This is a genomic window from Maribellus luteus, assembly GCF_003576475.1.
GTDB lineage: Bacteria > Bacteroidota > Bacteroidia > Bacteroidales > Prolixibacteraceae > Draconibacterium > Draconibacterium luteum.
This window is the reverse complement of the sequence record NZ_QWGR01000007.1, coordinates 153,954-169,749: the sequence shown is the minus strand read 5'-3', so window position 1 is coordinate 169,749 and position 15,796 is coordinate 153,954. Positions and strand designations below refer to the sequence as shown.

The 15,796-nt window shown below is 43.1% G+C and carries 12 protein-coding genes; 6 read left to right on the top strand and 6 right to left on the bottom strand.

Annotation, left to right across the window (positions count from 1 at the left end; genetic code table 11):
- Positions 1–69: 69 nt before the first annotated feature.
- Entirely contained in the window at positions 70–975 is a 906-nt protein-coding gene (locus D1614_RS13800) for an aldo/keto reductase (RefSeq protein WP_162304504.1), read from the top strand.
- 193 nt (positions 976–1,168) lie between these two features.
- Here the strand turns inward: D1614_RS13800 and D1614_RS13795 are convergent, their stop codons facing one another.
- Positions 1,169–2,218, bottom strand: coding sequence for a Gfo/Idh/MocA family oxidoreductase (locus D1614_RS13795; RefSeq protein ID WP_119438659.1), 1,050 nt, complete (start codon positions 2,216–2,218; stop codon positions 1,169–1,171).
- Between the two features lie 228 nt (positions 2,219–2,446).
- On the opposite strand from D1614_RS13795, the gene D1614_RS13790 reads away from it, so the two are divergent.
- Together D1614_RS13790 and rbp are read left to right on the top strand one after the other, a co-directional pair.
- Positions 2,447–3,172, top strand: a complete 726-nt coding sequence (locus D1614_RS13790; RefSeq protein WP_119438534.1) for a cytidylate kinase-like family protein — start codon at positions 2,447–2,449, stop codon at positions 3,170–3,172.
- Positions 3,173–3,541: 369 nt separating this feature from the next.
- Positions 3,542–4,024 carry an RNA-binding regulator gene (gene rbp / locus D1614_RS13785; RefSeq protein ID WP_119438533.1) on the top strand — a complete coding sequence of 161 codons (483 nt, stop codon included), beginning with the start codon at positions 3,542–3,544 and terminating at the stop codon, positions 4,022–4,024.
- 77 nt (positions 4,025–4,101) lie between these two features.
- Here rbp and D1614_RS13780 read toward each other — a convergent pair whose 3' ends face one another.
- From D1614_RS13780 to D1614_RS13770, 3 genes are all read right to left on the bottom strand, one after another.
- On the bottom strand, positions 4,102–5,097 hold the full coding sequence (locus tag D1614_RS13780) for a glycosylasparaginase (RefSeq protein ID WP_119438532.1): 996 nt from the start codon (positions 5,095–5,097) through the stop codon (positions 4,102–4,104).
- Between the two features lie 95 nt (positions 5,098–5,192).
- Positions 5,193–6,845 carry a chloride channel protein gene (locus tag D1614_RS13775; protein ID WP_241558111.1) on the bottom strand — a complete coding sequence of 551 codons (1,653 nt, stop codon included), beginning with the start codon at positions 6,843–6,845 and terminating at the stop codon, positions 5,193–5,195.
- A 127-nt stretch (positions 6,846–6,972) separates the two neighbouring features.
- Positions 6,973–8,751 (bottom strand): chloride channel protein, encoded by a 1,779-nt coding sequence (locus tag D1614_RS13770; protein WP_119438531.1) that lies wholly within the window; start codon positions 8,749–8,751, stop codon positions 6,973–6,975.
- Between the two features lie 109 nt (positions 8,752–8,860).
- Between D1614_RS13770 and D1614_RS13765 the strand changes: the two genes are divergently transcribed.
- On the top strand, positions 8,861–9,733 hold the full coding sequence (locus tag D1614_RS13765) for a TIGR01777 family oxidoreductase (protein ID WP_119438530.1): 873 nt from the start codon (positions 8,861–8,863) through the stop codon (positions 9,731–9,733).
- Positions 9,734–9,880: 147 nt separating this feature from the next.
- Positions 9,881–12,010 (top strand): FUSC family membrane protein, encoded by a 2,130-nt coding sequence (locus tag D1614_RS13760; protein WP_119438529.1) that lies wholly within the window; start codon positions 9,881–9,883, stop codon positions 12,008–12,010.
- Between the two features lie 233 nt (positions 12,011–12,243).
- On the opposite strand, the gene pckA is transcribed toward D1614_RS13760, so the two are convergent.
- Positions 12,244–13,848 (bottom strand): phosphoenolpyruvate carboxykinase (ATP), encoded by a 1,605-nt coding sequence (pckA, locus tag D1614_RS13755; RefSeq protein WP_119438528.1) that lies wholly within the window; start codon positions 13,846–13,848, stop codon positions 12,244–12,246.
- A gap of 401 nt (positions 13,849–14,249) precedes the next feature.
- Positions 14,250–15,149 (bottom strand): site-specific tyrosine recombinase XerD, encoded by a 900-nt coding sequence (gene xerD, locus D1614_RS13750; RefSeq protein WP_119438527.1) that lies wholly within the window; start codon positions 15,147–15,149, stop codon positions 14,250–14,252.
- A gap of 143 nt (positions 15,150–15,292) precedes the next feature.
- On the opposite strand from xerD, the gene aroQ reads away from it, so the two are divergent.
- A complete protein-coding gene (aroQ, locus tag D1614_RS13745; protein ID WP_119438526.1) occupies positions 15,293–15,709 on the top strand; it encodes a type II 3-dehydroquinate dehydratase in 417 nt (138 codons plus the stop codon).
- Positions 15,710–15,796: the final 87 nt, after the last annotated feature.

Below are 15,796 nucleotides of genomic sequence, written 5' to 3'. Positions count from 1 at the left end.
AATTCCGGGGTGAGTTTTTCTTTGGAAATACCATTTAAATCTAAACAAAACAATATGTCAGGCTTAAACATGAATCGCAGAAAGTTTATCGGTGCTCTGGGGTTGGGAACTGCCCACCTGCTCTTTTCCAACCCGTTGTACGCCGCAGACACCCGCTTTAGCAGTCTTGATCCGCTTCAAAAAGTTACATTGGGAAATTCGGGCATTCAAACAACTTTACTCGGGATGGGGACAGGTGTTCATGCTACTAACCGGTCCAGCTTTCTAACACGGCAGGATGAAGCCAAAAGCCTGGAGTTACTGCATCATGCGTATGAAAAAGGCATCCGCTATTTCGATTTGGCCGACACTTACGGAACCCACCAAATGCTGGCAAAAGCCATGGAAAAGATGGATCGGAAAGAGCTGACCATTACCACAAAGATATGGGAACGTGGTGGCGGAATTCCAGAGAACGAGCGTCCTCCTGCCGATGTGGTAGTGGATCGCTTCCGGAAAGAGCTGAACACCGATTACATCGATCTGGTGCAGTTGCACTGCATGGTGGATGACAACTGGACCGACAGCATGAAAGCGCAAATGGATATATTGGAAAATCTAAAAGCCAAAGGGATTATCCGCGGACACGGAGTTTCGGTTCATTCGCTGCCGGCGATGAAAGCGGCGTTGGAAAGTTCGTGGGTAGATGTCATTCATGTTCGGATCAACCCTTACGGAATTGCCATGGACAAACCAGACCCGCAGGAAGTGGTAGAGGTGATCCATCAGCTTCACAATTCGGGGAAAGGTGTTATTGGCATGAAACTGGTTGGCGATGGGAAGCTGCAAAATGACAGCGAAAAGATTGACAATGCACTCAACTTTGTGCTTGGGCTTGGCAGCGTCGATATGATGATCATCGGGTTTGAAGAAAAAGAACAAATCGACAATTACATTGGCCGAACACAAAAAGCACTGGCGAAGCTCCATAATTAGTGCCGGATGCGAGATACTTGATTCCGGATACTTGATACTGGATTCGATGACCAGTGACTACTGGTTCAAGGATTGATGGATTGAAAGACAGAATGCTGTAATGCTTAAATGCTTATGATTCGATACAGGATTCTGGATTGTCGATGCTCAATACTCTGTACTCATTACTAGTTTCTTTTGACTCTCTACCTGTTTAGCGAATTTCAACGGTTCGCTTTTCACGGTTGCTTTGCAGGCAAGCTTCCAAAATTCGGATAACACCGGCGGCCTGCTCCGGTTTCACCAACAATTCACCCTGCCTCCGAATAACATCGTACACATTATCGTAAAAAAGACCGTAATTCCCGGGAATCGTTTCCACCAGCTCTTCCACTTCATCCCCGCCTTCTTCGTAAAACAATGTTCCCCACTCTTCTGCCGGTTCTGAGCCCCAGGCCTCACCGGTTGGCAGATTGCCGGCTTTCAATAGCTCTTCCTGCGGATCGATCCCTGACTTGTAAAAAGTTCCCAACTCGCCATGAATTGTATACCGAGGCCCCGGATCTTTCACCAGGTAAGAACACTTCAAAAGAGCAGCAAATCCGGCATATTCGAGCCTGATATCGTAATAATCATAGACCACTCCCCCTTTTCTTACAATTCGCAAATGAGCGGTAACTTCTTTCGGCATTCCAAACAAGACAACAGCCTGGTCAACCATGTGCGAGCCCAGGTTGTAAAGCACTCCGGAATATTCGTCTCCTTCTTCCTTCCAGGTGTTGGGAGCAACGAAGGTTCGGTAGCGATCAAAATGAGACTCAAACTCAACCAGCCGGCCAAATTTTGCCTCCTTTATAACCTGCTGAACAGTTCTGAAATCGGCATCCCATCTCCTGTTCTGAAAAACCGTTAGCATCCGGTTCTTTTTTTCTGCCAGATCGATCAACGCTTCGGCTTCTTCACATTTTAAAGTCATAGGCTTTTCCACCACCACATGTTTCCCTGCTTCCAGGGCTTCTCTGGCCATATTGAAATGAGAACTGTCTGGCGTATTTACCACCACCAGCTCTATCTCGGGATTATCGAGGATCTCGGAATAACTGCGAACAATGGTCGCTTCCGGGAAAAGCTTTACGGATAAATTTTTTGTTCGCTCCAAAACACTTACGACCTCAAACCCGGGATTCACCTTCAATAAAGGCCCGTGAAATACCTGGCCCGACATTCCGAAAGATGCTAAAGCAGTTTTTATGGTTGTTTTCATAATCCGATTCTTTTGATTTTCAACAAACAAGCACACTCGCAAATATCCTTCAATTCAAATACCCAAGGTATTCGCGAACGTTTTAAAAGTAGCTATTTTGCATGACTCAGCCAGAACTTGTTAAAAAACATCTCCAAATTCACCTATTCTATAACATGTTTTATGTGTTTACAGAATATTTGATTGTAAATTAGTTTTGATGAACCAGTTGCTTAACTAAATCAAAAAATGGATAACTTCTTCAATAACTATTTACAGAACTACCGGCACATGAATTTTGAAACCGGTGATTTCCCAGGCCCTTTTATTACAATCTCCCGCCAGGCGGGATGTTCAGCCAAGCGAATTGCCATAAAATTGTCAAAGATTTTAACCGGATACAGTTATATGTCCGATACAAAAACTGATGCAGATTGGAAATGGGTTGACAAAGAGGTTTTCTCGCAGGTGGTTGACGAAATGATAACAGAAGTGGTTGAAGGTGGATACGACAACGAAAAAGGCGATGCAGTCAAATTCCTGAAAACCGTTGACAATGCATTTTCGGAAGAAACCATTTACGATATCTCGGACCAGAACCTGATCCTGACGCTTAAAGGTATCATTTGCAGGCTGGCTTGCCAGGGAAGGACCATCATTGTTGGGCGGTCGGCAGGCGTAATTCTCAAAAATGTACCCAACAAGCTTAATATAAGGCTCGAAGCACCAATCGATTGGCGAATCAACAGGGTGATGCAAATCAAAGACCTGACACGAGCCGAAGCGGAGAAGTTCATTGTTGAGATGGATGAAAAGCGGGATTCCTTTATCGAAAAAGTGATCGGAAGAAAAGCTGAAAACAACGATTTTGACGTAATTTTTAATTATGCTTCGCTGGAAGATGACCTGATTGTTGACTCCATTGTCAATATTTTAAGAAACATGCAGATTATTGCCCGTTTAAATGACTATTAGACGTTCTTGTTTAAATTTCCGCATTAGTTTGAGAAAACCTTATAAAACAATATATTTGAAGATCAATGAGAATAACAACTCCCGTAAACCGGGAGAATTAATACTTAAATCTCACCTTACAGAGGCCTTTTTTCGGAAAGGCCTTTTTACTTTCAAAAATTTTTCTAAAAAAAGAGTTGTAGGTATAGTGTAAATCTGATAAATAGTACTTTTATTTGCATATAGAATTTAATACGTTCTTCACCAAATTGAAACCTTGTGATTTTCTGTCTTAATTTCTAACGTTCTTCTTAATTCATTGATTTTAAAAGGTGTTAACAGCACCAGTGTTTTACAATTTATACATTACTTTATTTTTCTATTTTTTTTATGAATTTATTTGTTGCAAGGTTAAACTCATCTACTACAGATGAAGACCTACTGAATCTCTTCTCTGCTCACGGAGAAGTATCCTCTGCCAAAGTTATTATTGACAGAGAGACCGGGAACTCGAAAGGTTTTGGTTTTGTTGAAATGCCAAACGATGAAGAAGCAAATGCAGCTATTGCGGCTCTGAACGAAACGGAATTAGACGGGAAAAGCATTGTTGTTAAAGAGGCCAATCCTCAACAGGAACGCCCCAGAAGGGACTTTAACCGTGGTGGCGGTGGCGGCTTTAACCGTGGCGGTGGCTTTAACCGTGGCGGCGGCGGCGGTGATCGTCGTGGTGGCGGTGGCGGCTTTAGAAGTGATGACCGACGTGGCGGCGGAGACCGTAAATTCGGTGATCGCAGAGGTGGTGGTGCAGACCGCAGAGGCGGCGGAGATCGTCGCAGCGGAGGCTACGGCCAAAGCTACGACGAGCAATGGTAGACAACTAATGCTCTGATAGTATAAAAAAGGTGTTTGGAAGTCCAAACACCTTTTTATTTTTATCGGGTATAGGATTCTTACAACTTTTTTAACCAGGCTTCGGCATCTTCCATGCCGGTTTTCACCTCATTTTTAATCGCAAAATTAAAACCAGGCTGAATACAAAAAGAGCCATATTCACCCTTTTTGTTCAGCGCTATATAACCAATCTGGTGATTTTCATAATCCGGAATTTTTCGGGCAATACGTTTAACTGCTTCTTCGCAGGCTTCAGACGGAGACATGCCGTTTCGCATTAACTCTACCACCAGAAAAGTTCCCACCGTTTTCATTACCAACTCTCCGGAACCGGTAGCTACCGCACCACCTACTTCGCCATCCACAAACAAACCGGCGCCAATGATGGGAGAATCGCCTACACGGCCAGGCATTTTATACCCCATTCCGCTGGTGGTACATGCCCCCGATATTCTGCCGTCTTTATCAATTGCCAGCATTCCGATGGTATCGTGGTTGTCTTCGCTTACATTCTCAATATTTATTTTATTGCTGAACTTGTTTTGCTCTTTCTTCCACTTTTTCCATTCTTCCTTGCGTTTTTGGGTGAGCAGCTTCTCTTTTTTAAAGCCATTCTCCAATGCAAATTTCAAAGCTCCTTTACCGCTCAGCATCACATGTGGCGTTTTTTCCATTACCAAACGGGCTACAGAAATAGGATGTACAATATGCTGTAGGTAGGTAACACACCCGGCACGGCCTTTTTCATCCATAATGCAGGCATCAAGCGTTACTTTACCCTCGGCATCCGGAATGCCCCCTTTACCAACAGTAATCACATTAGGATCGGCTTCGGGAACACGCACACCCGCTTCCACCGCATCGAGCGAATGACCACCTTTGGAAAGTACCTTCCACGCAGCTTCGTTGGCTGGCAAACCATGATTCCATGTAGAAATTACAACCGGAATATTTCCGCCGTTTTCGGTACCAACTGATGACAGTCCCTGCTTTGCAAGGCCAATTCCGGCTAATGCCAAAGAGCCTTTCACCAAAAAAGATCTTCTTGAAGTCATAACTATCTGTTTCTAAATGTTCATTCAAAAATACGTAAAATCCACACACTCCTTTGTTGAATTGCTAAAGCATACATGGCTTGCAACTCCCGGAATCAATCGTGTGAAAAGTACTCCAATGTTTTCCGGTAGTTGGAAAATACCAAGGCACGAGAGATAAACCCAAGGTATTTACCTTCGTCAATAACGGCCAGGTTGTAGCGGTTCGAAGTCTCAAACTTCTCGGCCACGGTCTCCATGCTGTCCTGCGACGAAATATAAAACTCGGGCATGAACATTAAATCCTTCACCTTTACCTTATCATATAATTCCGGTTCAAAAATCAATGATTTGATCTTTGATAATTTGACCATGCCTTTTAAATAACCTTCCTTATCCACCACCGGAAATAAGTTTCGGTTCGATTTTGAAATAGCTTTTACGAGGTCTCTTAATGTTCCATCGGGCGAAAGAATAACAAAATCGTTTTCAATCAGTTTTTTCACTTCCATCGACCTCAACACCGCTTTGTCTTTGTTGTGGGTAATCAGTTCGCCGGTATCTGCCAGGCGTTTGGTATAGATTGAATGTGGCTCAAATGCCATAATGGTTACATAGGCTACGGTGGAGGTGATCAATAGCGGAATAAACATTCCGTAACCACCTGTTATTTCAGCCGTAAGGAAAATTCCGGTAAGTGGTGCATGCATTACTGCTGCCATCATTCCGGCCATTCCCGCCAGGGCAAAGTTGTTTTCCACTACATTAAGTCCGAATAAGGTATTCAGCAGTTTAATGACAAAATAACCAGCCAGGGCTCCTGAAAACAAAGTAGGGGCAAAGATTCCGCCATTACCTCCTCCCCCGGTGGTAGCTGACATGGCCAGCACTTTAAATATCAAAATACCGGCAACTACCAGTAACACGATATACGGATTATCTTTCCAGGGAGCAAAAAGAGATGAATCGAGCAATTCATGCCCGTGATTGTTAAAAACGGTAATAATACTGTCGTACCCTTCCCCCCACAGCGGAGGAAAAAGAAATATCAGCACTCCGACGATGAACCCACCGGCCAACATGCGAATAAACCAGCTATTAATGCCCTTAAACCGACTTTCGAAGTACATGGTGCCACGGGTAAAGTAAAGGCCTAAAAACCCCGTAAAAACGCCTACCAAAAGAAAAATCCAGATAGTGTTGATTTCGAAGGGAGCAACCTGAACGAATTTTAAAAGTACTCCTTCGCCCATAAAAAAGTATGCTAACACGGTGGCCGTTACGGCTGAAATCAACAGTGGAATTAAAAAGGCCATGTTCAGATCGAGCATCAAAACTTCGAGCGTAAAAACGATACCTGCCATTGGGGCGTTAAAGATACCGGCAATAGCACCGGCTGCTCCACATCCCACCATCAGCGTGATGTACTTGTAGCGAAGTTTAAAGATACGAGCCAGGTTGGAACCAATCGAAGCACCTGTAAGCACAATGGGTGCCTCCGATCCTACCGACCCTCCAAAACCAATGGTAAGCGAACTGGCCACCATCGACGAATACATTTTATGTGGTTTTAGCTTACTGCTCTTCTTGGATATGGCATACAAAATTTTTGAAACACCATGCCCGATATCGTCCTTAATAAAATACCGGATAAACAAAACGGTCAGAAAAATACCAAACATCGGAAAAAACAGGTACAGGTACCGGAATCCCTCCAAATCAATGTAAGAAGTAAGTCCTTCTGCCACAAAGTGAATACTCCTTTTCAAAATAAGAGCAGCCAAACCACTCAATAAACCCACAACCAAACTCAGTATATAGAGAAAATTCTTCTCACTGACTTTAGCTATCCTCCAAGCAACCAATCGGTTAAGTAACCTTTTGGGATTGTATTTTCTAAACATGTGAAACATTAATTATTTGTTTTCGGTAGCGGGTAAACACCCTCGCACGCGATATAAAACCTATATATTTTCCTTCCTCTATTACAGCCAAATTATACCGACCTGACACCTCAAACTTATTGGCAACCACCTCCATGTTGTCGTTTGGATCGATCGAATATTCAGGCATGTACATCAAATCTTTTATCATGATCACGTCATACAATTCATGTTTAAAAATCATATCACGTACATCGTCCATTTTCACCATGCCGATCATTTTTCCGTCATTTTCAACCACCGGGAACAAATCACGGTGAGCTCTTGCGATGGCTTCCGTAAGATCGCGCAAAGTAGCGTTAGGTTTTAGTATTTCGAAGTCGGTTTCAATCATTTCCCGTACGTCCATCATTTGCAATACATTGGCATCCTTGTCGTGCGTCAGCAGCTCTTTCCTTTGTGCCAGCTGAATATGGTAAACCGAATTAGGAGTAAAAGCTCTTACAATCAGGTACGAAAAAGTACCCGTAATCATCAACGGTACAAACAGTTGATAGCCCCCCGAAATATCCGCAATCAGGAAAATGCCTGTTAAGGGAGCATGCAAAACCCCGGCGATAAGCCCCGCCATGCCAATCAACGCAAAATTATTGGTATTTATCTGATGAAGGCCCGTTTGTTTAACCAGCAGAGAGAAGAGCATTCCGGTATTTACCCCCATAAACAGGGTTGGTGCAAAAATTCCACCAACACCACCTGCTCCAAAAGTAAGCGAGGTTGCCACAATCTTCAATAAAATCACAGCAGCGATCAGGATCATAGCCACCCAAAGTTCATCTTTAAATCCGTAAAACAGGCTATTGTCGAACAAATATTCCAGGTTTCCCGCCAGGCAATCGTTTATGGCCTCGTAACCTTCGCCGTACAAACTTGGAAACAGGAAAATAAGCAGTCCCAAACCGGTTCCTCCAATCAGCAAACGAGTACGCTTATTTTTGAGTTTTTCGAACAAACCGCCAACAAACAGGTACATTTTGGTGAAATAAACCGAAACAAAACCGGCGATGATCCCCAGCAAAATATAATACGGAAGATCGTTCATATTAAATGCCTGTTTTACTTCAAAAGGATACAACACATCCTGTCCGAGGAACAGATACGAGGTAACAACACCGGTTGCTGATGCCAGCAACAAAGGCACCAGTGAAAATACTGTAAGGTCGATCATAATTACCTCTACAGCAAAAACAATAGCTGCGATGGGCGCCTTAAAAATTGCGGCCATGGCCCCTGCGCATGCACAGGCCAACATCAGTATCGTATTTTTGTAACTCAGCCGGAAAGTAGTAGCTAACCACGACCCCCAGGCCGTTCCGGTAGCAACTGTAGGTCCTTCCAACCCCACAGAGCCCCCAAATCCTACGGTTAGTGAACTGGTAAGCACAGAGGAATAGAGGTTGTGCAAACGAATCTTTCCTCCCTGCTTCGAAATGCTGTGCAATACGTTGGGAATCCCATGCCGCACTTCGGAGCGAACCACATATTTAATGACCAGTACTGAAAGAAAAATACCAATAATAGGTAAGGCAAAATAAATATAGTTCTCTACATCGGTTGTTACCACCGAATGCACGATCCGCTGAGTCAGCCAAACCGTATTTTTAATAATAACCGCAGCAACCCCGGAAAGTATCCCGACAACGATACTCAAAATGGTGAGAAACCCCCTCTCGCTCAAATGTTTCAGACGCCATCGGTGTAAACGTACCCAAATATGTAAGTTACCTTTCATTTTCAGAAAAGCAAAAGTAACAAATAGGTGCTTCGCTTAACAATTTTTAAGAACTAAAAACAGCCAAAACTTGTTAGCTTAACAAACGTAAATTACAGAATTCTGCAAGATGAACGAACAAACGAAAACGGTTGTTATTACAGGGCAAAGCGGTTACCTGGGAAGTCTTCTGACAACCCAACTGAAAGCTGCCGGTTTTCCGGTGAAAGGTATCCCCCGCCCAACACTGTACCAAAAGGATGAATTGATGAACGAAATTCGGTCGTGTTATGCAATTATTAACCTGGCCGGAGCGCCGGTATTGCAACGCTGGACCCCAAAAAACAGAAAAATAATTTACGAAAGCCGGGTGTTTAGCGCCCACAACCTGGTTGAAGCCATCAATGAGCTGCCTGCCGAATTTCGTCCGAAGAAATTCATTTCGGCTTCTGCTATCGGAATATACAAAAACGGACTCCTTCACGACGAAAACAGTACTGTCTTTGACGATGGTTTCCTCGGAACCGTTGTTCAAGACTGGGAAAAGCCACTCGCTGAATTACCGGCACAGGTTCAAAAAGTGATATTCAGAATTGGCCTGGTGATTGGAAAGCAAGCCTCAACCATCACCAAACTGTTGTTGCCATTCAAACTTGGTCTGGGAGCAAGCATCGGAAACGGCCAACAAGCTTTTCCATTTATTCACCAGGAAGACCTGGCCCGTGCTTTTGAATGGGCGATGAAGGAATATTCAGAAAGCAATACTTTCAACCTGGTTGCTCCCGAAAGAATTGACAACACTACTTTTACCCGAAAACTGGCACACCAACTCAGGCGGCCTGCCTTTCTTTTTATTCCTGAGATAGCAATAAAATTAGCCTTAGGAAAAGCTTCCGTTCTGTTGACGCAATCACCCGAAGTTTCATCCCAAAAAATACAAAAAGCCGGTTTTAAGTTTCATTACCCCGATATCGATGCTGCTTTGCGTGAAATCCTGGGATAGATCGGCCTTATATTTCTTCAACATTACCGAATCGTTTCTTTATATTTATTTTAAATAAGGAAAGGACAGTGAATAAAATAGATGTCAACTTCATTCACTAGCTTTGCAGCAGAATTCATTTAATAACAACCAAATAGTAGAATTGAAATGGAATACCTGCAAAGCAACCTGAAAAAGCTCAAAAACGTTTTCTGGCGTCATCCTGACCGCCTGTTTGCTTTGCGTTCCACCATTTCGATGGGAGTTTTGGCCATTCCATTCATTGTAGCAGGAAAGCCATTCTTTGGGGTAACACTTGCTTTGGGAGCATTGGCCGGAGCACTTTCCGAAACCGAAGATCATCCCAAAGGACGAGTAAAAGCCTTGTCCATTACGGTTTTCAGCTTCTTTATCTCCAGTTTTGCCGTTGGGCTGCTAAATAATTACCCCTGGCTGCTCGGAACTGGTTTTGTTCTTTCCACCATTGTATTTATTCTTTTGGGCGGACTGGGAGAACGCTACCGCGCCATAACTTTTGGCTCTGTTTTGGTGGGAATTTATGCCATGCTGGGTATCGAGATAAGTCCTGCCTGGTACTGGCAGGCGGTGTTGTTGCCTGCAGGTGCCCTGTTTCATGGCATTCTCACGCTCATTTTGATGTATTTAAATCCCTGGCGTTTGTTGGACGAACAATTGGCCAAAGGCTTTACTACTCTTTCCAATTACCTCGAAAAAAAATCGATGCTTTTCCCCAGCGAGGAACAGGAACAGGCAAGCATCAACAAAGACCTGGCATTGCTAAATATCAGTGTTGTTAATTCGCTCGAAAAAATAAAAGAAGTACTCAATAATTACGGGAAAGAATTAAGGAACGCCGAACCTTTGCGTCCTTACCTGCAACGATTTATGCTTTTGCAAAGCCTCCACGAGCGAGCCGCCTCCAGTCACGAGCGTCATGATAAGCTCAGCAACGAAAAAGAGAACCTGGAAGTAATGGAAGGCTTTGGTGAAATGCTTCGCCAGCTGGCTTATGCTACCCGGCAAGTGGCCAACAATGTCCTTACAGGATCTTCGTATCATCATCCAATGGCTCTGGAGTGGATTTCAAATGCAATTGAAGAAAAGCTTAAACACATTGACGCAAACACTGCTCAGCCACTTGTATTGCTGCATCATAACCTGTACCGTTCGCAATTGTCGTTAAAGTATCTTGATGACACCGAAGAAGGGACAGCTATTCCCCGTTTAAAACGGGACAAGCGAAGCCCGATAGAGCGCTTTCGGTCGCTTTTGTCGTTCAAACATCCGCGAATGCGTTATGCGCTGCGACTTAGCTTAAGCTTTATGATTGGTTTTATCCTGGCAAAATCACTTCATCTCGACAAAGGAGCCTGGGTAATGCTTACCAGTTTATTTGTCAGCCAGATAACCTACAGCGATACGCGGCGCCGGCTTTTCCAACGCTTGCTGGGGACCGTAACCGGAGTGGTACTGGGAGCCTTGCTGTTGCATATTTTCACCACCACTGCGGCGCAGGTTCTTTTGATGCTGGGCTCGGCGATGGCCTTCTTTTATTGGCTGAAAACCAACTATTCGGTGGCAGTGATCTTTGTAACTACTTTTGTTATCAGCGCTTTTAACCTTATTTCGAAAGATGCCGGGTTGCACATCCTGGAGCCTCGCCTGATCGCCACCTTGCTTGGCGCATCTTTGTCGTTTATCGTCATACGTTTTCTGTGGCCCGGATGGCAGTACCGCCGTATGCCCGAACTGATTTCGAAAGCCATGCAAAAAAACAGGGCCTATTTGCAGGAAATTTTGCGCGAATACAAAGAAACCAGCAAAGATGACCTTGCGTACCGGATTGCCCGCAGAGAAGCTCATTTGGCAGATAACGAACTGGCACTGGCCTGGAACAGCATGCGCCAGGAGCCCAAGAGCAAGCGCAAATTAATGAAACATACTTTTACCCTCACTTACCTGAACCATGCCTTGCTCTCGCAGATTTCGGCTTTGGGCGCTCACCGCGAAACCCATCTTCCGGGTATCGAAAACATGCAGGAAATAATGGAACGGGTAAATAAGGTACTTAACGAAGCGGGCTGCTACCTGCAAAGCCAAACTCAGGGAAATACAAGTAATCTCTCCCCTACACTACTGGAGTTAAAACAACAGATTGTTACAACCGAATCAGGACTAAAAAAACAGCAACTCCGGCTTTTATACAACATTGCCGATTCTACGGCCAAAATAATGCAGGAACTTCAGGAAACACAAGTTGACAGGGCTGTCAATTAACGCTTAAGCTTTTCAAAAAATAGCACTTACTACTTCATTTAATCGGCAACACAAAACCTCAGTAAAATTTATTATACCGATTGGCAGTTGCTTTTTGATACTAATTCCGGGATAATTTCATCGTTTCCTTTAAAGCTAAAGCTGAAAAACAAGTGGCAATCTCACTAAATATTGGAAAACAAAAAGCCTCCCGTTTAACAACGGAAGGCTTTGTATAATAACTAAACCAATAATTAGTCAAGTTGAGGACCAGCAGCAACCAATGCTTTACCTTCTTCGTTATCAGTATATTTAACGAAGTTTTTGATAAAACGGCCACCTAAGTCTTTAGCTTTAGTTTCCCACTCAGCAGCATCAGCATAAGTGTCGCGTGGATCCAAAATTTTAGGATCAACACCTGGCAATGCAGTAGGTACTTCCAGGTTGAAGATTGGGATAACTTTTGTTTCAGCTTTTTCAATCGAACCATCCAGGATAGCATTGATGATACCGCGTGTATCTTTGATTGAGATACGTTTTCCTGAACCGTTCCAACCTGTGTTCACCAGGTAAGCTTCTGCTCCGTGCTCTTCCATTTTCTTCACTAATTCTTCACCGTATTTTGTTGGGTGAAGTGTAAGGAAAGCAGCGCCAAAACAAGCCGAGAAAGTTGGAGTTGGCTCAGTGATACCACGCTCAGTTCCGGCTAATTTTGCAGTAAAACCTGACAGGAAGTGGTATTGTGTCTGATCCGGAGTCAGTTTAGAAACCGGAGGCAATACGCCAAATGCGTCAGCACTCAGGAAAATCACTTTCTGAGCATGACCAGCTTTTGAAGGAACTGCGATGTTGTCGATGTGGTAAATTGGGTAAGAAACGCGAGTGTTCTCTGTTGTAGAACCATCGTTGAAATCGATTTTACCATCAGCATCAACAGTAACGTTTTCCAACAATGCGTTACGTTTGATAGCAGCGTAAATTTCCGGCTCTGAATCTTTGTCCAATTTGATGGTTTTAGCGTAGCATCCACCTTCAAAGTTAAAGATACCAGCTTCGTCCCAACCGTGCTCATCGTCACCAATTAACTGGCGGTTAGCGTCGGTAGAAAGAGTAGTCTTACCAGTACCAGACAAACCGAAGAAGATAGCAACATCACCGTCTTTACCAACGTTAGCAGAACAGTGCATAGAAGCCATACCGCGCAGTGGCAGGTAGTAGTTCATCATCGCGAACATACCTTTTTTCATTTCACCACCGTACCATGTACCACCAATCACCTGCATTTTTTCAGTCAGGTTGAATACAGTAAAGTTTTCTGAATTCAAACCTTGCTCTTTCCAGTTCGGGTTGGTTGTTTTGGAACCGTTCATTACAACGAAGTCTGGTTCACCGTAGTTAGCCAATTCTTCTTCTGTTGGACGGATAAACATGTTTTTTACAAAGTGTGCCTGCCATGCCACTTCCATAATGAAACGAACTTTCAAACGAGAATCTTCGTTGGCACCACAGAAAGTATCAACAACATACAATTTTTTACCTGACAGCTCTTTTGCTACCAAACTTTTCAATTCGGCCCAAACTTCAGGAGTTGTTGGCTTGTTGTCGTTTTTAGCTTGTTCTGAAGTCCACCACATTGTATCTTTTGTAGTGTCGTCCATAACAATAAACTTGTCCTTAGGTGAACGGCCAGTGAAAACACCAGTCATTACGTTTACTGCGTCCAATTCAGTAAGCTGACCTTTTTCAAAGCCTTCCAATTCAGGTTTCATCTCTTCTTCGAAGAGCTGTTCGTAAGATGGGTTATGTACGATTTCCTTCACATCAAGGATGCCGTACTTGGTTAGATCCAAATTTTTCATAACTACCTAATAATTAACTTTATAAATGTTTCGTTCGAATTATAAACGGGTAACAAAAATAATTTTTTTTTCGGATCAGCTCCTCTAATCCCGGGCAATTAGTTGTATTAGCAGACCAATTAAACAATCTGTTAACATTGGATTTTTCTTTCAAAAAGTGAATATCTGTGCGAATAAAATAATCATGATCACCTAAATCACCAATAGAAATGAAAGTAAAGATTTTTACTCTCCCTCGCTCCCTCTATATTCATTGAGAAGGAAGATCCGTCAGTTGACGAACCAGGGTGATTATGAATATTTAAACCATATTTTGCTGTTGATTTTCGATAGACTTTCACAGAAAATAAAAAAGGGTGCAACATTTCTATTGCCCCTTGCCATACTTTATACTAAAGATATTAAGACCGAGGATGATACTGATGAATGGTATTCCGCAGGTAATCCCTGTCCAGGTGGGTATAAATTTCTGTTGTTAAGATCGATTCGTGCCCCAGCATCTCTTGCACGGCTCTCAAATCAGCCCCACCGTTGATTAAGTGTGTTGCAAAAGAATGCCTGAATGTATGCGGACTGATCTTTTTGCCGAGCCCAACTTTTTCAGCCAGGTTCTTAATGATGGTGAAAATCATTACCCGGCTTAATTTTCTACCTCTCCGGTTCAGGAATAAAATATTCTCACTGTCCTTGCTTACCCGTAGTTTCTTGCGGTACGTGGTCAAGTATTTATTAATCTCCTCAATGGCACTTTTACTGGCCGGAACAAGACGCTCTTTCTCCCCCTTTCCTTCTACCTTGATAAAGCCCTGCTCAAAGAAAAGATTGGTGATCTTCAGGTTAACCAACTCCGACACCCGTAACCCACAGCTATACAATGTTTCGAGCATTGCTTTGTTTCGCTGTCCTTCCGCTTTGTTTAAATCGATCGCATTGATCAATGTATCAATCTCTTCCATCGTTAAAATATCCGGAAGTTTTCGTCCGATTTTTGGAGATTCCAATAATGCTGTCGGATCATTGGTAATCTTCCCTTCAATAAGAAGGTATTTGTAAAAAGATTTTATCCCCGAGATTGTCCGGGCCTGGGTGCGCGGGCTCACGCCCCTTTCGTTAAGCCATTCAACAAAAGCCTTGAGTTGGTCCAGCTTCACTTTATCGGGAGCCACTCCTTTATACTTATTTGCTAAAAAATCGGTCAGCTTATTGATATCGTTTATGTAGGCTGCTATCGAATTCTGAGACAAAGACTTCTCCAGTTTCAGATAATTTTCGTAGCCCTTTTTACTATCCTCCCATTTCATAATCTACCAAATTAAGTTATTTTTAATGTCTGTTTCTTCCCTACTGATTGTCATAATATTCAGAACCTACAAGTTCGTTTGCAATCATTAATTACGATCAGCCTAGAATAAAGTTACTATAAAAAAAATTAAAATTGAAATAAATGAAAATATTGATTATCAATGGTCCGAATCTCAATCTATTAGGTGTTAGAGAGAAATCGATATACGGCTCTGAAAGTTTTGAATCATTTTTTCAACAGTTAAAATCTGAATTTCCGGAGGTGGAGTTTACATATTATCAATCAAATGTTGAAGGAGAAATTGTAAACAAATTACATGAATTTGGTTTTTCGGCTGACGGCATCATCATCAACGCGGGTGCCTACACCCATACCTCGGTTGCCATTCGGGATGCCATTGCCGGAATAAACACACCCGTAGTGGAAGTTCACATCTCCAATACGCTCACCCGCGAAGACTTCAGGCATAAATCCCTGATCGGACCGGTTTGCAAGGGTTGCATCATGGGATTTGGATTAAAATCATACACACTTGCAGTAAAAAGTTTTGTAATTTAGGTAATGCATACTGAGCATTAAATTTAACTTCCGTTTAACGGAATATTAATCGTTGCCAGTGCTTTTATTGTACTTTTGCAGCCTTAA

What these genes read in the sequence shown, in the direction of transcription:
- D1614_RS13770 (WP_119438531.1), bottom strand. Translation starts at nt 8,751, where the DNA reads ATGAAAGGTAACTTACATATTTGGGTACGTTTACACCGATGGCGTCTG.
- D1614_RS13765 (WP_119438530.1), top strand. Translation starts at nt 8,861, where the DNA reads ATGAACGAACAAACGAAAACGGTTGTTATTACAGGGCAAAGCGGTTAC.
- D1614_RS13800 (WP_162304504.1), top strand. Translation starts at nt 70, where the DNA reads ATGAATCGCAGAAAGTTTATCGGTGCTCTGGGGTTGGGAACTGCCCAC.
- D1614_RS13760 (WP_119438529.1), top strand. Translation starts at nt 9,881, where the DNA reads ATGGAATACCTGCAAAGCAACCTGAAAAAGCTCAAAAACGTTTTCTGG.
- xerD (WP_119438527.1), bottom strand. Translation starts at nt 15,149, where the DNA reads ATGAAATGGGAGGATAGTAAAAAGGGCTACGAAAATTATCTGAAACTG.
- D1614_RS13780 (WP_119438532.1), bottom strand. Translation starts at nt 5,097, where the DNA reads ATGACTTCAAGAAGATCTTTTTTGGTGAAAGGCTCTTTGGCATTAGCC.
- D1614_RS13790 (WP_119438534.1), top strand. Translation starts at nt 2,447, where the DNA reads ATGGATAACTTCTTCAATAACTATTTACAGAACTACCGGCACATGAAT.
- pckA (WP_119438528.1), bottom strand. Translation starts at nt 13,848, where the DNA reads ATGAAAAATTTGGATCTAACCAAGTACGGCATCCTTGATGTGAAGGAA.
- D1614_RS13795 (WP_119438659.1), bottom strand. Translation starts at nt 2,218, where the DNA reads ATGAAAACAACCATAAAAACTGCTTTAGCATCTTTCGGAATGTCGGGC.
- aroQ (WP_119438526.1), top strand. Translation starts at nt 15,293, where the DNA reads ATGAAAATATTGATTATCAATGGTCCGAATCTCAATCTATTAGGTGTT.
- rbp (WP_119438533.1), top strand. Translation starts at nt 3,542, where the DNA reads ATGAATTTATTTGTTGCAAGGTTAAACTCATCTACTACAGATGAAGAC.